The sequence below is a fragment of the Oleiphilus messinensis genome (genome assembly GCF_002162375.1).
Classification (GTDB): Bacteria; Pseudomonadota; Gammaproteobacteria; order Pseudomonadales; family Oleiphilaceae; genus Oleiphilus; species Oleiphilus messinensis.
The window spans coordinates 1,092,728-1,113,666 of sequence record NZ_CP021425.1; the positions used below are offsets into that span (position 1 = coordinate 1,092,728).

Here is a 20,939-nt window from a genome sequence, read left to right on the forward strand (position 1 = left end):
GCTGGGCATTCTCTAGAAGTCTAGCCGCTCCCTTGAGTCGTGTCTCGTTTATCTCGTGCAACTTATCTAAATTCGCGCTTTACGTCCGTGTTTTCGTCCTATCGGCGGGTACCCGAAATCAAGACCCAGTCATCTTTTTCCCTGACCGGATCGAGGTCGAAATCGGATTGGTAGCGTGCAATGATCTGTTCTGCTTGATTGGCAATTATGCCACTCAATGCGAGCTTTCCGCCGGGTTTCACCATATTGGAAATTTGATCGGCTAATTGCAGTAGTGGCTGAGCAAGAATGTTGGCAATAACAATATCGCCTGCGACAGAATTATCTGGCTCAAGCTCAGTGGGTAGATAGAGTTTCAGGCGGTCTGGATCCAGGTTGTTTCGGGTGGCGTTCTCTCTTGAGGCCAGCAGGGCCTGGGGATCGATATCAATACCGGTCGCGGACTCTGCCCCCAACAATAACGCTGAAATGGCCAAGATACCAGAGCCACAGCCAAAATCGACAACTTTGTGCTGATGCAGCGTTTGTTTGTCCAGCCATTCCAGGCACAAAAATGTGGTAGGGTGTGTTCCCGTGCCAAAGGCCAGCCCCGGATCTAATAGTAAATTAACCGCATCGGGTTCTGGTGGTTCTCGCCAGCTGGGGCAGATCCAGAGTCGTTCTCCACAGCGAATGGGGTGAAAGTTTTCCATCCACTCCCGTTCCCAATCTTTATCTTCGAGAATCTCTACATTTACCTGCGCGAGCTCCTGACCGGTTTGCTTGTGGTAAGCACTTCTTAGCGCCTGGGTGATTTGTGTGGTGTTCACCCCGGCGTCAAATAGCCCGGTAACTTGCGTTTGTGCCCAAATGGGGGTTTCTCCTGGTGCCGGTTCCAGTACCGGCTGGTCTTCTGCATCAGTAAACGTAACTGAGCAGGCACCCAGGGTAAGAAAAAGGTCTTCTACACGATGGGCTTGTTTTTCTTCGGCGCGAACAACGAATTGTATCCAGGGCATTATTTTTCCTGTCAGTCTGCTTTAATTACTCTGAGGGCGGCCTGCAGGGCCAGCTCATATCCAAAACTACCCAGGCCAACGATCACACCGTTGGCTTTGTCCGAAAAATAAGAATGGTGGCGAAAAGGTTCACGTGCGTGAACATTGGATAAATGAACTTCAATATACGGGATATTAACCCCCAGTAGTGCGTCACGAATTGCGATGGATGTATGCGTGAACGCGGCCGGATTGATAATGATGAAATCAACGCCCTCCAGCCGTGCATCGTGGATTCGCTCAATTAATTCATATTCCGCATTGCTTTGTAGTGTCAAAAAGTGGTGGCCCGCTGCTTCGCACTGCACTTGCAGGCGTCGGTTGATATCCTCTAGGGTTTCGTAGCCATAAACCTCTGGTTCACGGCTGCCGAGCAGGTTGAGGTTGGGGCCGTTTAATACCAGAATTGTCGCCATAGGGGAGTATCCAAATCAATTAATTCAGGCGTAGCGTGGCTTTAGACGCAGCTCGCAAGGATTTTGCCTGCTTTTGTCTTTCTCATCAAGTTAGGTCTTCGTAAAACTGCTCAGGATTGCCGATAAATCGTGACTTGATTCCTTCCGGAGTGTTTCGAGTTATACAGGGCTTTGTCTGCTTTTTCACTCAGTTCCTGAGCGGACTCCCCCGAATAGATCGCGATGCCACAACTGAATGTAACTTGAAATTCAATGTCACCTGCGGGTTGTTTCAGGTTGGAGAAGTGGTCACGAATTTCGTTCAGCAAATTGCGTGCATCTTCGCCCTGGGTGCTGGGTAGAACTATGGCGAATTCTTCACCCCCATAGCGGCCAATATGGTCGGTTTTTCGTAGCCTTTGTTTGAGAAACATGGCGAGACTCTTCAGGACACGGTCACCAATAGGGTGGCCATAGGTATCGTTAATGCGTTTGAAGTAGTCGATGTCCAGCATGACAAAACACAGCGAGGTTTGCTTTTGTTTTGCTTTGCTGATTTCGGTTTCCAGCAAATAGAGAGAGTGTGTGTGATTGTACAGACCTGTAAGGCTGTCTCGAATCATCAAGGCCAACAGTGAACGAGCCCTCCGTCCCCGGTTGTGAATCGTGGCGCTCAAGTGCTTCGGGTCGATGGGTTTGGTCAGAAAGTCGTCCCCACCCAGGCTCATGGCATGCAATTGTTTGTTCACATCATCTTCTGCCGACAGATAGATAATGGGCACACTGTGCAGACGATCCTGCTGGCGAATGACTTTCGCCAGCTCCATACCGGTACAACCCGGCATGTACATATCGAGAATAATGATCTCGGGCAGAAAGTCGTCCAATGCGATCAAAATTTCCATTGGGTCATTTATCACATGGGTAATCATGCCGGATCGAACCAGAGCATTCTCGATAAACTTGGATTGCGCTTTTGAGTCATCCAGTACTAAAACGCGATAAGGCTCCTGTGGGCTAGCCGTGGTGTATTGCTCGATTTTTTCGATAAGTTGCCCGGGATCCACCGTTTGGTGAAAAAATTCCTCCCCCCCTGATCTGACTGCTGCGAGACGGGTTGCGATATCTCCGTCCTCGCTGAGGTAAATGATGGGTATCGGCGTATCGTGCAGCGCCTGGACGTCCTGGGCTGCTTTAATACCGCTTAGCGTCTGGCCACCAAAATGAACGTCCATAACGATGGCTTCGGGTTTGCATAATTTTGAAGCGTGTATTAACTCCTCTGCGTTCCCGTAGAATTCTGCGCGGAACCCGAAAAACTCCATCTGATTGATGATGCGCTCTGCTGCTTTGGTGTCATTTGAAGCAAAATAAATGGGAGTTCGAATATACACCCGACTATCGGTACGGTCATTGGTATCGCTTTTACGCTGGACGATGCGGCGTAGTAGTTCGGTGGCTTCATCGACCAGGGCTTTATCCTTTGGACGCATTTGGCCATTTTTGAATTTTGCATTGCATAGTGCGGTATGAATGGCTTTGGATGTTGCGATATAGTTTTTCTGCTCGAACCGTTCTGCCAGTTTGTGTAATTTTTGCACGGCTCCTTGCAATTCCAAAATCCATTCCGTGTTCAACCATCCATGCTCTTCGAGTCTCTGCCAAGTATCCAGAACGATTCTGGCTTGAGTGGTAACACGTTTTGCAAAATGTCGTTTTAGTTTTTCTTTTTGGTTTTCCGGAGACATTGGCAAGCTCTGATGCGTGTTTCTGTGAAAGCGAACCATTTTTGGTCAGCCATTGTTGATGCTTTTTGGTCTATCAGGTACTTCATTTGCAAATGCAATTTAATCATTCCCGTTTGCGAGCCCTATTCCATCGAGCGGGTGATTTGTGTCGACTCGGAAATGTTCCTACCGCTGTACCTATGAACTCAAGTTAGAGTATAAATGTTAATTGAACCTAATTATCTGTTTTTGAACTGGGATTCAGTCAGCATTTGACTATTATTGTAGGAATACAGTCTGCTGTTTGGGAAATCCAGTATGCGTCTTTGTTGTTAAATATAGTTGTTTAATGTCAGACTGTGTAATCGCATCGCAAAATAAGCTGGTGCCAAGTTTCAGCTCGGTACTCCGAGGTATAAAAAAAACTAACCCTGAAAAAGAGCTTAACGACTGCCATGGCGGGTACAATTCAATCTCTGGGAGAGCGGCTCACGCTCAGAACTGCTTTGCTCACTTCAATTGGCGTTTTGCTCGTCATGTTTTTAGTGGGAAATCTGGTACTCAATCTGGTCAGTGCCCGACATGCTCTGCAAAAGCAAATGAGTGATGTGGTGCAGGATACTGCGACGGCTTTGGCATTGAGTGTAGCCCAGCCGCTTGGAGAAGGGGATGAAGTCAAGGCGGCAACACTCCTGGAAGCGGTGTATGACCGAGGTTTTTTTGAACATGTCATTCTCTGGAATGCTGCAGGAGAGGCCCGTCTCGTCAAACATGACGCACGGCGCTCTGAGATGGTACCGGATTGGTTTGCCGGTTTGTTGTCCTTCGATCCTCCCGCGGGCCAGACCGATGTTGTAAGCGGTTGGAAAGTCCTGGGCGCGGTATCTGTTAAGGCCTCGGAAGCGCAAGCTATGGAGCAGCTTTGGTGGACATTTAAAGTTGAGGTTGCCTGGTTTTCTTTTGCTTTACTGCTTGTGGTTGTGGCATTGATGGCGATTGTAAACAGCCTCCTCAGGCCCCTTGAGTCGCTGACGGGCCTGGCCGATGCCATCAAGCAAAGAGATTTCAGCAAACGCATAGCCGAAGTCGGCGTTGTTGAATTACGTATGCTGTGTTCGGCGATGAACGGGATGGCCGAAAAGCTGGATGACATTTTCAGTGAGCAGGTGGAGCAGATTGAAGGTCTCCGGCAGGCATTGCATTTTGACCCTTTAACAGGATTACTGCTGCGGGACGAGTTTGATCGCCGCTTAACGGCAAGGTTGCACTCCCGTGACGAGGTGGTCGCGGGTAACATCCTGTTGCTTCAGGTGAAAGATTTTGCCAATTACAACCACCAATTCGGACGTGAAGCGGGGGATCGATTGATTCAGCGGGTTGCAGATATTGTGCAGCTTCGATCCTGTAAAACCGAAGGTGCGATCCTGGCCCGACGCAGCGGCGCAGACTTTGCGGTGTACCTTCCGGGTATGCCTGATGATGACGCCAATCGGCTTGCAGAAGCCATTATTCAGAATGTCTCATCGCTTGCAGAATTCAGAGAGTGGTGTCGGCATGATGTAATTAATGCGGGTCTGGTTGCTGTCGAGAGTGGCGAAGACCTTGCTGAAGCGTTATCCAATGCGGACTTTGCGCTCCGCTCAGCCCAGAAACAGGGCAATCATGGCTGGCAACGGTTTTTTGAAGCATCCAATCAGCAGCCTGAAGTGTTGGCACAGCAGGCCTATGAATGGCAAAGCATGCTTTCGGATTATATTGCCAGAGAGCACGTCGCCCTGCATTTTCAAGGTGTATTTTCAAAATCCGGGAGCGTACTCTATTACAAGGCGCTGGCGCGGATGGAGATTAATGATAAGTTAACCGAAGCCGCCGTATTTCTGCCGATGGTGGATCGCTTTGATTTGCATACCGAGTTCGACAAATTGATTGTTCGAAAAGTAATTCAGGTGCTGGATGAGCATCTGCACTACGGTGCTCGAGTCGGTCTTACGTTATCCACACGCTCGTTACTTGAAGAGTCCTTTGTGCAATGGCTGGTGGACGAAATTGAGCGTCACCCTGCAGCGGCTCATTGCATGCTGCTGGAAATACCTGAATTTGTGCTTCAACGGGATGAGTCTGCCTTTTCCCGCTTGATGAAATTATCCGTTCACAGTGGCGTAGAACTGGTTATTGACCGCTTTGGTGCGGCAGCGTTGCCCTTTTCCTACTTACACCGCTGGCATCCGAAATGGATCAAGCTTGATCGCCATTTTATTGAAAATATCAAGATCAGTAAGGAACACCAGTTTTATATTCGTGCAATCTCTCAGGTTGCCCATAGTCAGGGGGTTCGGGTTTTGGCTTATGGCTTGGAAGATCAATCCGAGTGGACGCTTTTGCAGAACCTGGGGGTTGATGCGGGGGCTGGATTTGGTTTGCAAGGCGTGATAGAACATATTGATCTGAATGAACATGGTTTTAATCTCTGAGCAATATCTTTGTGTCTAAATAGAGCTTTTATACCAATTGGTGATTGGCAGCCAATGGGTAAAAAGGAGCACGAAAAATGGGCAACGAGTATATTGTTTGTCTTGTCTGGTAACGGAAGGAGGGTGTGTGTTGGCAAAAGGTATTGGAATTGGGGTTGGCATTTATTTAATCATCGCTTTGATCGTCGGCTGGTATTGGAGTTTTGAACCAGAAGAATTCGAAGTAGAATCCCGGGCCACGAGTATCAGTCGAGATCTGGGCGTGCAGGTTGCCGAACCAACGAAAATTGTTGGCGTAACGACTACTGCAACGTTGATTGCGGTTGCATCAGAAATGTTGAACAAATCCGGTGGCTACATCAGTAACGACTATTTTCCGCCGGGGTTATGGCTAGACAACATCAAAAACTGGGAGTTTGGCGTGCTCGTACAAGTGCGAGACCTGTCCCGTGCAATGCGTCAGGATATGAGTCGCTCCCAAAGTCAGTCCATCGAAGATAATGACCTGAAGATTGCAGAGCCCCAGTTCAGTTTCGATAACAAGAGCTGGGCCATTCCGGCAACGGAGAGTGAATATCGTCGCGGGATCAAGGCGCTTGAGAGTTACCTTGTGCGCTTGTCTGATCGCAGAAATTCCCATGCCCAGTTTTATGCCCGGGCAGATAACTTGCGGAATTGGCTGAAGAATGTCGAGACCCGTTTGGGTAGTCTTTCTCAACGGCTCAGTGAGAGCGTGGGCAAACAGCAGTTGAATATCGATCTGGCTGGTGATCCGTCCGCGAAGCAATCAACCGAAGGTGAAGCCTATCAGGAGTTAAAAACGTCCTGGTTCGAGATTGACGATATTTTTTATGAAGCGCGTGGCACCGCCTGGGCTCTGATCCATATTCTTAAAGCCATTGAAGTGGACTTCAAACAGGTCTTGATCGACAAAAATGCCCTCGTGAGTCTGCAACAGATCGTATTGGAGCTGGAAGCAACCCAGGAGGCGGTGTGGAGTCCAATGATATTGAACGGCAGTGGTTTCGGCATGTTGGCTAACCACTCTCTGACAATGGCGTCGTATATTTCTCGAGCGAACGCGGCAATTATTGACTTACGCAGTTTATTGCAGCAAGGTTGATTTGGGAGTGATCTGGAAATCAATCAGGTTCATACCATAACAAAAAAGGCGCTGTTACAGCGCCTTTTTTGTTGATCTAATCTTGACCGTTTAATCGAGATTAGTCTTTGTTGTATGCTGCAATCGCTCCAACGATGGCACGACGTGCGGCATCAGCGTTATCCCAGCCTTGTACTTTCACCCACTTGCCAGTTTCGAGGTCTTTGTAGTTCTCGAAGAAGTGTTTGATCTGCTCAACCAGCAATTTTGGCAGGTCTTCAATTTCTTTCACGTCATGGTACAGCGTAGTCAGCTTGTCGTGAGGAACGGCAAGCAGTTTGGCGTCTTCACCTGCTTCGTCTTCCATATTCAGAACGCCAATTGGTCGGCAGCGGATCACTGATCCTGGTGCAACCGGGTATGGTGTTACAACCAAAACATCCAATGGATCACCGTCATCCGCTAATGTGTGCGGGATGAAGCCATAGTTCGCTGGGTAGAACATCGGAGTAGCCATGAATCGGTCAACCAGAACCGCACCCATGTCTTTGTCAATTTCGTACTTGATCGGACTACTGTTGGCTGGGATTTCAATCGCCACATAAATGTCTTCTGGTGCGTCTTTGCCCGCAGGGATGTTATCGAAGTTCATAGTCCTCTCGTCTCTCAACTCGGTAATGTTAATAAAAGATTGTATTCAAGGGGGCCGATTATAAGGGAAGGTCTGTGCAAATGACAGACCTTAGCGGTGTATGAGGTGTTCAAAGCTTGAGCTGTTTAGCGATCAACTCTTTCATCACTTCAGTCGTGCCACCCCCGATTGCCAGAATTCGGGCATCTCTGGACAGACGGTCGACGACGGATTCTCGCATGTATCCCATACCGCCAAATATTTGTACGGCTTCACGGGTCACGCTTTCGGCGATTTGGGTCGAAAAATTCTTAGCCATGGCAACCTGCTCAATCGGCGCGGTGCCATTTTGAATCTTTTCTGCCACCTGATAGCAGTATTCTTTTGCAATATCGACTTGAGTCGCCATATCGACCAGCTTGTGACGTGTTACCTGGAAGCCCATAATTTCACGACCAAATGCTTTGCGTTGTTTGGCATAATCCCGTGCCGCTTCATAGGCAATTTCTGCCGTCATATACGCCATTGCACTCAGCGCCAAACGTTCCCGCAGGAAGTTTTGCATAATAATGATAAAGCCTGCGTTTTCCCCGCCGATCAGGTTTTGTTCGGGAACTTTACAGTCATCGAAAGACAGTTCTGCTGTATCACTGGCCCACCAACCGGTTTTTTTCAGTGATTTACTGACCTGAAAGCCAGGGGTGCCTTTTTCAATGAGAAGCAAGCTGATTCCGGTGTAGCCGGGGCCACCTGTGCGGACTGCAACCGTGTAGTAATCTGCTCGGACACCACTGGTTATGAACATTTTATTGCCCGTAACGTGGTAAAAACCGTCTTTCTTAACTGCCCGGGTTTGAATGTTGGCGACATCAGAGCCCGCACCCGGTTCGGTGATAGCCAGGGCTGCAATCTTCTCGCCCCGGAGCACTTCCGGTACAACTTTTTCCTGAATCTCCGGTTTTGCCCAATTCACAATGGGAGGTAGTGCAATATCATGTGAAAACAAACTTGCCATCAAACCACCAGAAGTACAGCGCATCATCTCTTCGCTGGCTGCCAGCTTCATAAACACATCGTTTTCCCCCGTACCGCCGAATCGCTCAGGATAGCCAATGCCCAATAAGCCAGCTTCACCGGCAAGGCGATAGATTTCCCGTGGAAATTCGCCTTGCTCTTCCCAATCCTGAATGTGGGGTAACAGGTGGCGTTTTACAAACTCGGAGGCCGTGAGGCGAACTTGTTGGTGCAAATCAGTAAACCGGGTACCCGATTGTGTAGAAGGCATTGACATAGCGTGGAATCCATCTCGTTGTATATTATTTGATGGATCAATAGTGCCTTATTTTGTTTTACCAAGCAAGCGCTTGGTTGTTGTGGGTCAGATCTAGGTAGTCCCGATTGGTTGGATCAGTTAATTGATTTATCGACGCTTATTTTTCCCTGAAGGGGAAACGTCATCGAGCCGGTGGTTTCAACCACCGGATAGATAGTCGATAACAGAGCAGATTGGAATATGAGGGAAAAATCTTTTCGTATCAGGCAGTCATTTGCGCTTGTTTAAATACGATATCTTGCCTGCCAGTACTTTGTGGTAGCTCCGGTTGAGGCGGGAGCGATCAATTTTTGATTGTCGGTGGTGTTCTGCTGCATCAACCAGGGCTGAGATTTTGTCTCGAATCATGCCGTTGGTTTCACGGAGTGACGATTCCGTTTCCAGTGCTTTTTGTTCCAGGCGAATCGGGGTGCCGATATTAAAGACGACTTTTGTCGGACGGAATATGGGAATCTTGGGCAGGAGTAGGAAATCGAAATCCGGATTGACCGGTTTCATGATTTTTTTCTCCAGAAAACGGTTGTGAGTTACCATCCAGGGGATTGATTCGTCAATGCCGTGAAAGCCAATCGGGATGATTGGAATATTGCGCTCGGAAAGCATGCGCAAATAGCCAGTGTGGAAGTGGTTCATCCGGTTGCGCACATCGGTGGCATCAATGCCTTCAGGCATGATCAGGATTGTCTTCCCTTCGCTCAATAACTGTTGACCAGTTTGAATCGAGGCGGTTTCACAACCGAGTTGCCGGAACCAATAGCGTGCAGGTCCTTCTGAAAACCCCTTCCAGACCATTGTTCTCAAGTTCAGATCGGGAAAACGACGCAGTAAATGGCTGCCCAGCAGATAGCATTCCAAAGCAAAAAATGCCGTGTGATTCATGACCAGCATGGCTTGTTCATTTCGGAGCAGAGCCAGGTGCTCATCATTCATAAATTCGAGTTGAAAGTAATATTTTGAGAGCGCATCAAGCGTATGAGGCACTTTCAGTTTGACCAAAGAATCCCGTAGCACGTTTTGACCCTTGCAATTATGTAATAATCGTTATCGTTTTATCGGTATGTCTGACAGCATATATATAGAGGCTGATCGCTGCGTTGAACTGAACAAGCGGATCAGCCTTTGCGGGTCAAATGGGAGAGTTTGCGCGGCGGAACCTTGTTATCTCGGTTCCAGTCGTTCGATACCGTCTGCCGTGCCCAGAAGCACAATGTCCGCAGGGCGGCACGCAAACAGGCCGTTCGTCACGACACCAACAAGCTGGTTGATATCTCGCTCCAGTTGTTTTGGGGCCGTGATGTCCATGTTGAATACGTCGAGGATAATGTTGCCATTATCTGTCGTAAACCCTTCTCGATAGACCGGATCCCCGCCCAGTTTGACCAGTTCCCTCGCAACGTAGCTGCGCGCCATGGGGATTACCTCGACTGGCAGTGGGAAGGCACCCAGTATATCGACTTTTTTGCTTTGGTCTGCGATGCAGATAAACTTTTTAGCAACCGCCGCAACGATTTTTTCCCGAGTGAGTGCGCCACCACCGCCTTTGATGAGTTCTAGGTGGTGATTGGTTTCGTCAGCACCATCGATGTAATATTCCATGCCCGCGACGGAATTAAGGTCATAAACTGGAATGCCATGCTTTTTGAGCCTTTCTGCTGTGGCGTTGGAACTGGCAACCGCGCCATCAAACTCATTCTTGATGCGCGCCAATTCATCGATAAAAAAGTTTGCTGTGGAACCGGTACCGATGCCAATAATGCTGTCACTTTCCAGATGGGGTTCGATTTCTGCGATGGCCGCTTTGGCAACAGCTTGTTTAAGTTGGTCTTGATTCATGGTTATCTCATCTGGTTGAATTACGCGGTTGATTTCAAATTAAGTAATACTATTGTTAGGCTATGCCGTTCTGGAAAACGGAAATGCCGATTTGACGTAGGATTTTATCCATTATGCCGCAAAGGTACATAAAAAAAATACTGGATGCTCGTGTCTATGATGTTGCTATAGAGACGCCCATCACTCAAGCCCGACTGTTAAGCAAGCGCTTCAATAACAATGTATTACTTAAGCGGGAGGATTTGCAGCCGGTATTTTCGTTCAAAATACGCGGGGCCTACAACAAAATCGCGCAACTTTCTGATCAGCAGAAAGCGAAGGGGGTCGTGTGTGCATCTGCTGGTAATCATGCTCAGGGGGTTGCACTCGCAGCCCAAAAGCTGGATATCAAGGCGACCATCGTGATGCCCCAGACTACCCCTGAAATAAAGGTGAATTCTGTCCGTGATCGAGGCGCGAAAGTTGTGCTCAAGGGGGATGCATTTGATGAGGCGGCTGCCTACGCACAGGATTTAGTGAAAAAGAAAGGCATGATCTACATTCCACCTTATGATGATGAGGATGTGATTGCGGGGCAGGGTACGGTAGCCATGGAAATGATGTGGCAACAGACCGCGCCGTTGCATGCGGTATTTGTGCCTGTTGGTGGCGGTGGTTTGATTGCAGGTGTTGCCGCTTATATCAAATATCTGCGCCCGGAAATAAAAGTAATTGGTGTGGAGCCCGTAGACTCTGCTTGCCTGTATCATGCACTGAAAGCCGGTGAGCGGGTTGTCTTGGATGAAGTTGGAATATTTGCTGACGGTGTCGCGGTGCGTCAAATTGGAAAACTACCATTTGAAATGGCTCGAGACTATGTTGATGAAGTTATTCGGGTGACGACGGATGAAATCTGTGCGGGCATAAAGGATGTTTTCGATGATACGCGCTCGATTGCAGAGCCTGCTGGAGCGCTCTCGGTTGCTGGATTAAAGAAATATATCGAGCGGGAGCAGTTGCAGGATGAAAATGTCGTTGCCATAGTGAGTGGCGCGAATATGAATTTCGACCGGTTGAGATATATCTCCGAGCGGACCGAAATCGGGGAAAAACGGGAAGCGATTCTGGCGGTAACGCTGCCTGAGCGCCCTGGCAGTTACAAGCAATTTATTCAGACGCTTGATAAGCGAAACATAACGGAGTTCAATTATCGTTATGCAGATGATCGGGATGCCCATATCTTCGTTGGTGTCCAGCTATCACCCGGAGGCATTGGTCGTGATGAAGTGATAGATCTGTTACGGGCAAAGGGGTATCCAGTGCTTGATCTGACAGATAATGAAATTGCTAAAAACCATCTTCGACATATGGTAGGCGGGCACACTCGAGGGGCTCGAGATGAAAAAGTATTCCGATTTGAGTTCCCGGAGCGCCCAGGTTCCCTGATGAAGTTTCTGATGTCATTGGGGGATCGATGGAATATATCGATGTTTCACTACCGAAACCATGGGGCAGCCTATAGCCGGGTTCTGATGGGGGTTCAAGTTGAAGAAAATGATATGGAGTCGTTTTTAAAAATGTTGGATAAAGTTGGGTTCCGTTATTGGGATGAAACCGAGAATGAAGCCTACAAGCTGTTTTTAGGCAATGGACACGTTGATTAATGACGATTTCGTCACAACAAAGGTGCGGGCTAAGTTGTTTCGGTCAAAATGCAATCCGTTGTAACAGAAAAGTACTTGTAACTCAAAGACACCCATAATAATCTTTTACAAAGTTTCAAAATTTAGTTGCATATTGTTAAATAGGAACTAGACTCTCTGTTACGCGCAAATGTTTAATTGTTTTGTTATGTAAATCGTGTAACATGCTAAAAAATATAAAAAAATAATAACCGAGAAGTGCGCCTGGTTTTGGATCTTATGTTGGGCTCGACATGCAATGGGCGAACAACAGCGGGATTCTATCGGGCGAGTCCGAATAGATGTGTTTTCAGGTCTTCAGGTTGTACTGTTACAAGTGGCGTGCAGATGCCGCTTCGGGTTTGATCTTGCTGCGTGAGAATGGTGATGAGCGATTTCTCGACTAAGAACGCAGTTTAAGTGTGGGAGTAACGGGCCAAAACTGGGGAAAAGTCATGAATACGGGGGATGTAATGAAAAAGTCTGGATCGATGTTCGTATTGGTTTTTCTGTTTTGTGTTGGTTTGGCGGTGAACACCGCAGTTGATATGCACGTTGCAGATCGTCCGGCGGAAAGCCTCGCCCATCTGCAGTTGATGGATTATAAAAAAACAGCTAACTAATGTCGTTTTAAAGCCCGCTCAGGTTTTCTCAAGATATAAAATTAACGGGGTGATATGGGAAATGCGTATTGCCACCGCCCCTTGCATTTGCCCCGGTTATACTTCCCCTCCAGTGTGTCTCCTCTACAACGCGATTTTTGCCTGTTAATCTGCGTTATGGTCGGTTCAGGTTCTGCCTGGCACTTGAAAATAGCGTTCTTCAGTAATAATTCCTGTCATGGGCACATCCCAGTTTTCGCTCGGAAGTGCTTTTACGCACTGAAATCCATGGGCAAAACCAATCAATTTAGGGCGTCTAACCATCGGGCGTAAATGGCTGAACGTTCTATCATAGAAACCTCCCCCCATGCCCAGTCGAGAACCCTTTGGATCAAATGCAACCAAGGGCATTAAAACCACATTCAGGGTCCATGGCTGAACTCGCTTTGCACGTTTGACATCGGGTTCCAAAATACCAAATCGATTTTTTCGCAGCGGTGTGTTTTCGGTGTACTCTAAAAACCAGAGGCAATTATGCAGGATCGGGTGGAGTACGGGTAAATAGACGCTCTTGCGTGAGCCAAGTGCCTTGCTGATAACATACTCTGGAGAGAGTTCGCCATCATTCGACAGGTAGGCAGCGAGTCTCTTGCTATTGATGAAAAAGCGCTGACTTTGAGTGATTCTGGCTGCATTCTGAGCGGACTTCTGTTGCGTAGCGGCTGTGAGTTGTCGTCTGCGTTGCCGCATTTTCGAGCGAATTGTGCGTCGGGATTCTGTCGGATTCTTCGATTCCATGTTCCGAATCTGTGTTTTGAATATATGGGAGGAAAAGTGGTTTAGCTATGCTGTGGTGTTGCAGATAAGGTCCCCGCGGCGTCGCTGTCGGATATGGCCTTGAACCCAATGGTTCAAGGTGGCAACCGCTGTGGTAAATTAGGCTTTCCCGCTTGGGGACATGCTCACATTACCCTCGAGTGGTCACCTGAATAAGATTATCGGCTCGAGGACGTATCCAACTGGCGAACACCTCAGGGATCTGAGAAGTATTATACTGATTTGAAGATAAAAATCAGGCTTATTTTACGTTTTACTACAAAATGAGCATTACTTAATATTTGATAAAATCGTATCCAGTTTGTCATTCATTTCTGTGACGTACTTTTGCGTATCGCTGGAGGATAAGGATTGCTCAATTAATTCATAGGTTAAATTCAGCGCCGCCATAACGGCAATTTTTTCGGTGCCAAATACCTTTCCGGACTCTCGAATCTCCCGCATTTTGTGGTCGAGGTGCATCGCCGCTTTCCGCAGACCATCCTGCGCTTCGTGCGGGCAGGCTACCAGATATTCCTTGTCCAGTATTTTGACTTCCACTGTGTTGGGACTACTTATCATCACTTTTGCTCCAGTGCTTTCAATCTGCCTATCATCGCTTCGATTTTGTTTCGGGCAAGATCATTTTTTTGCATTAGTTGTGCTCTTTCCCTGTGCCATTCTTCCTGCAGTGCCCGCAGTGCGACGTTGTCCGCTTGTAGCTGCTCACAATAGCCCACAAGCGTGTCTATTTTGGCGGATAATGTTTGTAATGTCATTTCTTCCATTCAGTGTTGCCCCAATTTACTTATCTAACCCTCTCAACGTATTGATATTAGCAGTTTACCCGCTCTTGCGCCCGGAAATCCAAAACGGATTGTTTGATCCAGTGGGAATCTTACCTCTGCAATGCTAGCATAGGGCAAGGGCGTTTTACCGCCTTGAGATTACCAACCGTTTTGAATAAGGTGCAATACCCGCTATGTCTTTCGCTGCAGGCTCTGATGAGTATTTTGATTTCGATGAGTTGACTGATATCTATCAGGCTCATAAGTCCTTTAACCCACCCAGTGAAATACATGGTATTTGGTGCGGTCGAATAGCTGGGGGAGCAAAGTTGCAGAACCACGATGTATTGCGTTCCATTTTGGAGCATATGGGCGTCGATCACCTTGAATCCTCAGCAAGTGAACACTTTGTTCTGGAGTTATACCGAAAACTGGAATCGCAAGTTCAGGGGGATGATATGAATCTTGCCCTGTTATTGCCTGATGATGACTTCACGGTTTCCGAGCGCGTCCATTCATTAACATTGTGGGTGAGTGGTTTTTTGGAAGGGGTAGCGCTTGAAAAGGGGAGAATCCTGTCGGAACAGGACGATGATATCCAGGAATTGTTGCGGGATTTGGTTGAAATTTCACAAATCGATACCGAAGTAGAAGATGATGAAGCGAGTGAAGTTCAATTGATTGAAGTTGTCGAGCATGTGCGTATGGCAGTATTGACCCTCTATGTTGATCTGAATCCGGGCCAACCTTCCGTTCAGGAATCCCACACTATCCATTAACCTTGTTTAAGCCTGTTTTTTACAGTGAGTGAAGTATTTTGCCTATGAACACTTTAATGCAGGAAGTATGTGCTCGCCGTAAGGCGTTGATGGAGCAGATGTCCGATAATTGTATCGCCATTTTGCCTGCAGCTCCAGAGAAAAGCCGAAACAGAGATGTTCACTATCCATTTCGGCAAGATAGTGATTTTTATTACTTGAGCGGATTTGTTGAGCCCGAAGCGGTTCTGGTGTTGATCCCCGGACGGGAACATGGTGAGTCAATTTTGTTTTGCAAGGAGCGCAATCCCGAGAAGGAAATGTGGGATGGAAAGATAGTGGGTCCCGATGGTGCAACTGAAGAATATGGATTTGATGATGCCTTTCCGATCGGTGATATTGATGAAATACTGCCGGGCATGATCGAAGGCAAGACCAAGGTTTACTATTCAATGGGTCTTGATGCCAATTTTGATAAACGGGTCATGGAGTGGATCAATATTATCCGCAGCAAGGTTCGCAGCGGGGCTCACCCTCCGGGGGAATTTGTTGCCCTGGAACATTATCTCCACGATATGCGCCTGTTTAAAAGTGACTTTGAAATTGAGTGCATGGCAAAAGCGGCGAAAATCAGCGCTGAGGCCCATTCCAGAGCCATGCAACTGTGCAGGCCAGGAATGTGGGAATACCAGTTGGAAGCAGAAATAACCCACTGTTTTATGAACCAAGGCAGCCGGTCGGCTGCATATCCTTCCATTGTAGGCGGCGGGGTCAATGCCTGCATTCTTCATTACATTGATAATACGGCGCAGTTGAAGTCAGGCGATCTGGTTTTGATCGATGCAGGGTGTGAGCTGGAATATTACGCATCTGATATTACGCGAACATTCCCTGTAGGGGGCACATTCAGCGGTGCTCAGCGGGCAATTTATCAAATTGTGCTCGATGCTCAGCTGCAGGCGATTGCACAGATTAAACCGGGTGCCCACTGGAATCAGCCCCATGAAGAGGCGGTTCGAGTCATTGCGCAAGGGTTGTTGGATCTGGGATTGTTGTCTGGTGATCTTGATGAGGTTCTGGAGAAGGAAACCTATAAAAAGTATTACATGCATCGGACTGGTCATTGGCTGGGCATGGACGTACATGATGTGGGTGATTATAAAGTCGGTGGTGAATGGCGCGTTCTGGAACCGGGCATGGTGATGACGGTGGAACCGGGTATTTACATTGCCAGTGATGATGAATCAGTTGATCCGAAATGGCGAGGGATCGGCATTCGAATTGAGGATGATGTTGTGGTCACGAACACCGGTCATTGTGTTCTGACGGATACGGTGCCGAAATCGATAGAAGACATTGAAACGTTGATGGCTGAGTCGGAATGACCGGGTCGACTGTTTTCAAGGATGCTCAATCCGTGACCCAGGATCGAGAGACAAACATAGCAGGACCCGCCGATAACTATGATGTTGTTATTGTAGGTGGGGGGTTGGTTGGTGCAAGTTTGGCCATCGCTCTGGCCATGCCCGGAGTGCGTGATTTGCGAATCGCAGTGGTCGAAGCTTATCCGTTGCCAGAACGTGGCTATCAGCCCAGTTTCGATGAACGAAGTACCGCATTGGCATGGGGCACCCGTTTGATCTACGAACAGCTCGGGATCTGGGGCGCGTTAAAAGAGCATGTGACGCCAATTCGCCACATCCATGTCTCTGATCGTGGGCGGTTTGGCGCGTCTCGCCTGAATGCTGCGGATAATCGTGTCGAAGCGCTGGGTTATGTCGTGGCCAACCAGTGGATTGGTGAGTCGTTAATGGCCCGTTTGCCACAGTTGCACGGAATTGATTTTCTGGCTCCGGAAAAAGTCTGTGAAATTGAACCTTCAGGGACGCGACATCAACATCGGGTTATGCTTGAATCCGGGCGTGCACTGCAGGCTGATCTGGTGGTTGTCGCGGATGGCGGGCGTTCAGGGTTGCCCCAAAAACTCGGCTTTCTGGTTGAATCGAAAACCTACAGTCAGGTTGCGGTAATCGCCAATATTCAAACCGAAAGACACCATCAGTGGGTTGCTTACGAGCGCTTCACCGAGCAGGGGCCGTTGGCCATGCTTCCCTTGGGTGAGCAAGACACTTCCGTAGGCCGATCAGCATTGGTCTGGACATTGCCAGAGGCATTGGCGGAGCGTTATCTACAGTTATCCGAGGGTGCTTTTTTAGACCAATTGCAGCGTACCTTCGGGTATCGATTAGGGGTCATAGAAAAAGTAGGTTCCACGGCACATTATCCCCTGTCTTTGTCGCTTGTTCAGCAGCAAGCGCGCCCTGGAGTTGTTTTGGTTGGTAATGCTGCCCACACGCTGCACCCGGTTGCGGGTCAAGGCTATAATTTGGCGCTCAGAGGTGCGATGCACTTATCCGCAGCAGTCAGAAGTGCGGTAGCCAATGGTGTCCCCGCAGGGGATTGGCGCAGTTTGAGTCCATTTCTGGCGGCTCAGGAAAGTGATAAAGCCAATACCATTCGATTCAGTGACCAGGTGGTGAGGTTATTTTCTTCGGATCATGTTGGCGTGTCTGCACTTCGTGATGCCGGCTTGTTGGGATTGGATTTAATGCCAGGCCTGAAGAATCGTTTCGCCCGCCATGCCATGGGGCTGGGTGGAAAACAGGTTATCGTTTGATTGTTAAGCTCCGGATTCACAGCCCTGTTGTGTTACAGAGTAATCCGGAGATAAAGGTAGGGTATGGAAAATAGATTTGCAGATATCGTGATTGTGGGTGGCGGGATGATCGGTGCCACGCTCGCACTGGCGTTGTCTCGCCTGGATTGTCGAATCATGCTGATTGAAGGTCAGTCATTGGAAAAGTTATCGACGATTGCATCCGCACAAACCGGGATGCCCAGCGTTCATAATTATGATCCTCGTGTCAGTGCGCTGACCGCAGCCTCTCAGCAGTTGTTTGAGGGCTTGGGTGTCTGGCAAAACATGGTTACTCAACAGGTTAGCCCGTACCGACATATGAGTGTTTGGGATGCGGATGGTACCGGCCATATCGAATTTGATGCCGCGGATATGCATCAAGCCTCTCTCGGATTTATTGTTGAGAACAGGGTCGTGGTAAGTGCCCTGTACGAAAAACTTCTCCAGGACCGCAAGGTTGATTTGCTGTTTGGTCGTCGGGTCCGATCCATCGAGCCGCCACAGGCGGATGCTCCAGGGCGTGGGGGCCGGGTATTATTGCTTGATGACGGCGCTCAGATATCCTGCAATCTACTTGTCGGGGCTGATGGGGCGCAATCCCAGGTTCGGAATCTTGTCTCAATTCCCACCCGTGAGTGGGACTATGAGCACCATGGTATTGTTGCCACAGTCGAAACGGCTTTGCCCCATAATGCCACCGCATGGCAACGCTTTATGGGGAGTGGTCCCATCGCATTCCTGCCACTGTCTGATTCATTAGGCAGCCAACGCTATTGTTCAATTGTATGGTCAGCAACACCTGATATTGCCGATGAATTGATGGCCTGTGATGAGGATGAATTCTGTTCCCGTCTGGCTGCTGCGTTGGAGCTGCGCCTCGGTGCGGTTACCAATGTGTCTGCTCGATATCGTTTTCCGCTGCGGCAACGACATGCCAAATACTACTTTAAAGAAGGGGTTGTACTGGTTGGCGACGCCGCCCACACGATACACCCGCTTGCCGGACAAGGTGCCAATCTCGGGCTGCTTGATGTTGCAGTGTTGGCTGATGAGTTGATCCGTTCTCAGCGACGTGGTGTCGCGATTTCCGATAGTTCTATATTACAGCGTTATCAACGACGTCGTATGGGGCCTAATTTGGCGATGATGGGGGTCATGGAAGGTTTCAAGCAACTATTTGCCAAAGAGGATTTAGGGCTTCGTTGGTTGCGAAATACCGGGATGAAATGGTTAAACAGAACGCCATTCATCAAAAATGAAATTGTTTCTCAAGCGATGGGATTGAACGTCCGTATGCCTCGCTTTCAAGATGCATCATCAGAATCCTCGCAGTTTGCCGAATAGAAACTCGTGATTTAAAAGCTCGTAATTTGCTGGAAAAAATCGCGGCACAGCGTCCGTGCTGTGCCCAATGTTATGCTACGTCACAATATCCTTCTGCAGCATCATCCGAGACTGTCTTTTTGGGGGAGACGGGTCGGACAGGTCAAATAACGATAGATGAGGGCGCTATAATACTGATTTGCCAGCGAAATGATGCAGGATATTCTCCATTTTTGGTGTGCGATATTGCTCACACAGCCTTAACGGTGCGGCTTCAGGCAAAAGGAAATAACTTGGCCAGCAGGGCGGGAATGGCCGTTTCCACCCTGAGAATACGGGAGCCCATGTGAAAGGTTGAAAACCCTTGTTCTTCGAACTTGCCGACTTCATACTCAGTAAATCCGCCCTCAGGGCCAATTACCAGCGTTGTCGGTTGTGTGGTCGCCACTGGGCAGGCGCTGTCGACGCGAGGGTGGGCAACCCATTTCTGGGTGTTTGCGCTGATTTCGGGCAATTTGTCTTCAACAAAAGGTTTAAACAGCTTGTGTAAGTAAATCTGAGGCATGCGCGTATCTTCAGCCTGCTCCAGCCCAAGAATCAGGTTCTCTTCCAGTTTTTCCGTGCCCAACCACGGGGAAGACCAAAAACTCTTTTCAACTTTGAAGCTGTTGATAAAATGAATTTCCTTTACCCCCATTGCGCTGGCGTGCTGGATGATTCGTTTTAGCATTTTGGGTCGGGGCAGGCCGATGATGAGTTTCACCGGGAGCGCATCGGGTGGTTCGTCCGTCAAGGTAATGGTCAGGATCGCCTCAGCGTTGTTCAAATGTTCAATTCGCCCTGTGCCAGTTTGCCCATTTTTCAAGCCAACCTTGAGCGTATCACCTTGCTGAGCTTTATGAATTGTCAACAAGTGCTGAAGTTGGCGTCCTTCTATTTTCGCTTTCAGCAAGCTGTCTGTCGGATCGGTAGGTAGAATTTGTGACTTTTCGATTAATAACAGATTCATTTATGGCTGTACGTTATTCTCTTCTTCATGCGATTTTTGCTCGACAAGGCGACCAAAAAACAGCCCGGTTTCAAATAGAAGCCACATCGGAAGTGCCAACATGGTTTGTGAGATCAAATCAGGAGGCGTCAGGAGCATACCCACGACAAAGCAGCCCACGATAATGTAGGGACGCTTCTCTTTCAAGCTGGCGACGGAACTCATGCCTGTCTTGATCATGAGCACGGTGGCGACTGGAATTTCAAAAGCCAGGCCGAATGCAAAAAACAGTTTCAGAACGAAATCGAGGTACTTACTGATATCGGTCATCACGGCAACCCCTTCCGGGCTTGCTGCCGTGAAAAAGCCAAAAACCAAAGGAAAGACGACAAAGTAAGCAAACAGCATCCCCAGGTAAAACAATAAAATGCTGGATATCAGCAGTGGGAATGCAAACATCTTTTCATGCTGATACAGGCCGGGCGCAATGAAACTCCAAGCCTGGTAGAGAATGTAAGGCACTGCAAGAAACACTGCCATGACCAGCGTGAGTTTAAAGGGCGTTAAAAAAGGTGATGCGACATCCGTCGCAATCATGTTGGTGCCTTCCGGCATAATGTCGGTTAGTGGTTGTGACAGTATGAGATAAAAATCATTGGCAAAGGCGTAGAGCCCGCAGAAAATTACCAGTACAGAGAGTACGACTTTGAGGAGCCGGTTGCGCAGCTCGACCAAGTGTTCAATCAGGGGTTGTTGCATTTCATGAGATTCGGAGG

General features: G+C 48.5%; 20 protein-coding genes and 1 other RNA gene. 8 read left to right on the forward strand and 13 right to left on the reverse strand.

The genetic code is table 11. The features are described 5' to 3' along the window. Nucleotides 1–98: 98 nt before the first annotated feature. From prmA to OLMES_RS04805, 3 genes are all read right to left on the reverse strand, one after another. Nucleotides 99–998: a 50S ribosomal protein L11 methyltransferase gene (prmA, locus tag OLMES_RS04795; RefSeq protein WP_087460207.1), complete on the reverse strand. Its 900-nt coding sequence runs from the start codon at nucleotides 996–998 to the stop codon at nucleotides 99–101. An 11-nt stretch (nucleotides 999–1,009) separates the two neighbouring features. Beyond that, nucleotides 1,010–1,453 carry a type II 3-dehydroquinate dehydratase gene (gene aroQ / locus OLMES_RS04800; protein ID WP_087460208.1) on the reverse strand — a complete coding sequence of 148 codons (444 nt, stop codon included), beginning with the start codon at nucleotides 1,451–1,453 and terminating at the stop codon, nucleotides 1,010–1,012. Between the two features lie 110 nt (nucleotides 1,454–1,563). Continuing rightward, a complete protein-coding gene (locus OLMES_RS04805; RefSeq protein ID WP_087460209.1) occupies nucleotides 1,564–3,180 on the reverse strand; it encodes a diguanylate cyclase in 1,617 nt (538 codons plus the stop codon). A gap of 434 nt (nucleotides 3,181–3,614) precedes the next feature. Here OLMES_RS04805 and OLMES_RS04810 point away from each other — a divergent pair, with 434 nt between their 5' ends. Then, nucleotides 3,615–5,630, forward strand: a complete 2,016-nt coding sequence (locus OLMES_RS04810) for an EAL domain-containing protein (RefSeq protein ID WP_087460210.1) — start codon at nucleotides 3,615–3,617, stop codon at nucleotides 5,628–5,630. 130 nt (nucleotides 5,631–5,760) lie between these two features. Continuing rightward, on the forward strand, nucleotides 5,761–6,753 hold the full coding sequence (locus OLMES_RS04815) for a DUF2333 family protein (RefSeq protein ID WP_232465262.1): 993 nt from the start codon (nucleotides 5,761–5,763) through the stop codon (nucleotides 6,751–6,753). A gap of 100 nt (nucleotides 6,754–6,853) precedes the next feature. On the opposite strand, the gene ppa is transcribed toward OLMES_RS04815, so the two are convergent. From ppa to rpiA, 4 genes are all read right to left on the reverse strand, one after another. Next, nucleotides 6,854–7,384, reverse strand: a complete 531-nt coding sequence (gene ppa, locus OLMES_RS04820; protein WP_087460211.1) for an inorganic diphosphatase — start codon at nucleotides 7,382–7,384, stop codon at nucleotides 6,854–6,856. A gap of 109 nt (nucleotides 7,385–7,493) precedes the next feature. Beyond that, a complete protein-coding gene (locus tag OLMES_RS04825) occupies nucleotides 7,494–8,654 on the reverse strand; it encodes an acyl-CoA dehydrogenase family protein (protein ID WP_232465263.1) in 1,161 nt (386 codons plus the stop codon). A gap of 252 nt (nucleotides 8,655–8,906) precedes the next feature. Beyond that, nucleotides 8,907–9,707, reverse strand: a complete 801-nt coding sequence (locus OLMES_RS04830) for a lysophospholipid acyltransferase family protein (protein ID WP_087460212.1) — start codon at nucleotides 9,705–9,707, stop codon at nucleotides 8,907–8,909. Nucleotides 9,708–9,854: 147 nt separating this feature from the next. Next, nucleotides 9,855–10,529, reverse strand: coding sequence for a ribose-5-phosphate isomerase RpiA (rpiA, locus tag OLMES_RS04835; protein WP_087460213.1), 675 nt, complete (start codon nucleotides 10,527–10,529; stop codon nucleotides 9,855–9,857). Between the two features lie 113 nt (nucleotides 10,530–10,642). On the opposite strand from rpiA, the gene ilvA reads away from it, so the two are divergent. Beyond that, on the forward strand, nucleotides 10,643–12,172 hold the full coding sequence (ilvA, locus tag OLMES_RS04840; protein ID WP_087460214.1) for a threonine ammonia-lyase, biosynthetic: 1,530 nt from the start codon (nucleotides 10,643–10,645) through the stop codon (nucleotides 12,170–12,172). Nucleotides 12,173–12,663: 491 nt separating this feature from the next. After that, the gene (locus tag OLMES_RS27905) at nucleotides 12,664–12,813 is read left to right on the forward strand and encodes a hypothetical protein (RefSeq protein WP_157678136.1); all 150 of its coding nucleotides are present in this window, start codon (nucleotides 12,664–12,666) and stop codon (nucleotides 12,811–12,813) included. 165 nt (nucleotides 12,814–12,978) lie between these two features. Here the strand turns inward: OLMES_RS27905 and OLMES_RS04845 are convergent, their stop codons facing one another. The 4 genes from OLMES_RS04845 to OLMES_RS04860 all read right to left on the reverse strand — a co-directional run bounded on the left by OLMES_RS04845 (nucleotide 12,979) and on the right by OLMES_RS04860 (nucleotide 14,396). Then, a complete protein-coding gene (locus tag OLMES_RS04845) occupies nucleotides 12,979–13,590 on the reverse strand; it encodes a 5-formyltetrahydrofolate cyclo-ligase (protein ID WP_087460215.1) in 612 nt (203 codons plus the stop codon). A gap of 66 nt (nucleotides 13,591–13,656) precedes the next feature. Continuing rightward, nucleotides 13,657–13,833: non-coding RNA, 6S RNA (gene ssrS, locus OLMES_RS04850), on the reverse strand. A 66-nt stretch (nucleotides 13,834–13,899) separates the two neighbouring features. Continuing rightward, nucleotides 13,900–14,190, reverse strand: coding sequence for a cell division protein ZapA (locus OLMES_RS04855; RefSeq protein WP_087460216.1), 291 nt, complete (start codon nucleotides 14,188–14,190; stop codon nucleotides 13,900–13,902). Further along, nucleotides 14,190–14,396: a TIGR02449 family protein gene (locus OLMES_RS04860; protein WP_087460217.1), complete on the reverse strand. Its 207-nt coding sequence runs from the start codon at nucleotides 14,394–14,396 to the stop codon at nucleotides 14,190–14,192. Before OLMES_RS04860 ends, OLMES_RS04855 begins: the two co-directional genes overlap by 1 nt. Nucleotides 14,397–14,590: 194 nt before the next feature. On the opposite strand from OLMES_RS04860, the gene OLMES_RS04865 reads away from it, so the two are divergent. The 4 genes from OLMES_RS04865 (at nucleotide 14,591) to OLMES_RS04880 (ending at nucleotide 19,196) form a co-directional block, all read left to right on the forward strand. After that, a complete protein-coding gene (locus OLMES_RS04865; RefSeq protein WP_087460218.1) occupies nucleotides 14,591–15,175 on the forward strand; it encodes a UPF0149 family protein in 585 nt (194 codons plus the stop codon). A 44-nt stretch (nucleotides 15,176–15,219) separates the two neighbouring features. Beyond that, the gene (gene pepP / locus OLMES_RS04870) at nucleotides 15,220–16,539 is read left to right on the forward strand and encodes a Xaa-Pro aminopeptidase (RefSeq protein WP_087460219.1); all 1,320 of its coding nucleotides are present in this window, start codon (nucleotides 15,220–15,222) and stop codon (nucleotides 16,537–16,539) included. Continuing rightward, nucleotides 16,536–17,831, forward strand: coding sequence for a 2-octaprenyl-6-methoxyphenyl hydroxylase (gene ubiH / locus OLMES_RS04875; RefSeq protein ID WP_087460220.1), 1,296 nt, complete (start codon nucleotides 16,536–16,538; stop codon nucleotides 17,829–17,831). Before pepP ends, ubiH begins: the two co-directional genes overlap by 4 nt. 63 nt (nucleotides 17,832–17,894) lie before the next feature. Continuing rightward, nucleotides 17,895–19,196 (forward strand): UbiH/UbiF/VisC/COQ6 family ubiquinone biosynthesis hydroxylase, encoded by a 1,302-nt coding sequence (locus OLMES_RS04880; protein ID WP_087460221.1) that lies wholly within the window; start codon nucleotides 17,895–17,897, stop codon nucleotides 19,194–19,196. A 253-nt stretch (nucleotides 19,197–19,449) separates the two neighbouring features. Here the strand turns inward: OLMES_RS04880 and OLMES_RS04885 are convergent, their stop codons facing one another. Then, nucleotides 19,450–20,184 carry a 16S rRNA (uracil(1498)-N(3))-methyltransferase gene (locus OLMES_RS04885; protein WP_087460222.1) on the reverse strand — a complete coding sequence of 245 codons (735 nt, stop codon included), beginning with the start codon at nucleotides 20,182–20,184 and terminating at the stop codon, nucleotides 19,450–19,452. Beyond that, nucleotides 20,185–20,922, reverse strand: a complete 738-nt coding sequence (gene tatC / locus OLMES_RS04890) for a twin-arginine translocase subunit TatC (RefSeq protein WP_087464335.1) — start codon at nucleotides 20,920–20,922, stop codon at nucleotides 20,185–20,187. Nucleotides 20,923–20,939 lie beyond the last annotated feature (17 nt).

What these genes read in the sequence shown, in the direction of transcription:
- ppa (WP_087460211.1), bottom strand. Translation starts at nt 7,384, where the DNA reads ATGAACTTCGATAACATCCCTGCGGGCAAAGACGCACCAGAAGACATT.
- aroQ (WP_087460208.1), bottom strand. Translation starts at nt 1,453, where the DNA reads ATGGCGACAATTCTGGTATTAAACGGCCCCAACCTCAACCTGCTCGGC.
- OLMES_RS27905 (WP_157678136.1), top strand. Translation starts at nt 12,664, where the DNA reads ATGAAAAAGTCTGGATCGATGTTCGTATTGGTTTTTCTGTTTTGTGTT.
- ubiH (WP_087460220.1), top strand. Translation starts at nt 16,536, where the DNA reads ATGACCGGGTCGACTGTTTTCAAGGATGCTCAATCCGTGACCCAGGAT.
- rpiA (WP_087460213.1), bottom strand. Translation starts at nt 10,529, where the DNA reads ATGAATCAAGACCAACTTAAACAAGCTGTTGCCAAAGCGGCCATCGCA.
- OLMES_RS04855 (WP_087460216.1), bottom strand. Translation starts at nt 14,190, where the DNA reads ATGATAAGTAGTCCCAACACAGTGGAAGTCAAAATACTGGACAAGGAA.
- OLMES_RS04805 (WP_087460209.1), bottom strand. Translation starts at nt 3,180, where the DNA reads ATGTCTCCGGAAAACCAAAAAGAAAAACTAAAACGACATTTTGCAAAA.
- ilvA (WP_087460214.1), top strand. Translation starts at nt 10,643, where the DNA reads ATGCCGCAAAGGTACATAAAAAAAATACTGGATGCTCGTGTCTATGAT.
- OLMES_RS04865 (WP_087460218.1), top strand. Translation starts at nt 14,591, where the DNA reads ATGTCTTTCGCTGCAGGCTCTGATGAGTATTTTGATTTCGATGAGTTG.
- OLMES_RS04825 (WP_232465263.1), bottom strand. Translation starts at nt 8,654, where the DNA reads ATGTCAATGCCTTCTACACAATCGGGTACCCGGTTTACTGATTTGCAC.
- OLMES_RS04885 (WP_087460222.1), bottom strand. Translation starts at nt 20,184, where the DNA reads ATGAATCTGTTATTAATCGAAAAGTCACAAATTCTACCTACCGATCCG.
- OLMES_RS04810 (WP_087460210.1), top strand. Translation starts at nt 3,615, where the DNA reads ATGGCGGGTACAATTCAATCTCTGGGAGAGCGGCTCACGCTCAGAACT.
- tatC (WP_087464335.1), bottom strand. Translation starts at nt 20,922, where the DNA reads ATGCAACAACCCCTGATTGAACACTTGGTCGAGCTGCGCAACCGGCTC.
- prmA (WP_087460207.1), bottom strand. Translation starts at nt 998, where the DNA reads ATGCCCTGGATACAATTCGTTGTTCGCGCCGAAGAAAAACAAGCCCAT.
- pepP (WP_087460219.1), top strand. Translation starts at nt 15,220, where the DNA reads ATGAACACTTTAATGCAGGAAGTATGTGCTCGCCGTAAGGCGTTGATG.
- OLMES_RS04860 (WP_087460217.1), bottom strand. Translation starts at nt 14,396, where the DNA reads ATGGAAGAAATGACATTACAAACATTATCCGCCAAAATAGACACGCTT.
- OLMES_RS04880 (WP_087460221.1), top strand. Translation starts at nt 17,895, where the DNA reads ATGGAAAATAGATTTGCAGATATCGTGATTGTGGGTGGCGGGATGATC.
- OLMES_RS04845 (WP_087460215.1), bottom strand. Translation starts at nt 13,590, where the DNA reads ATGGAATCGAAGAATCCGACAGAATCCCGACGCACAATTCGCTCGAAA.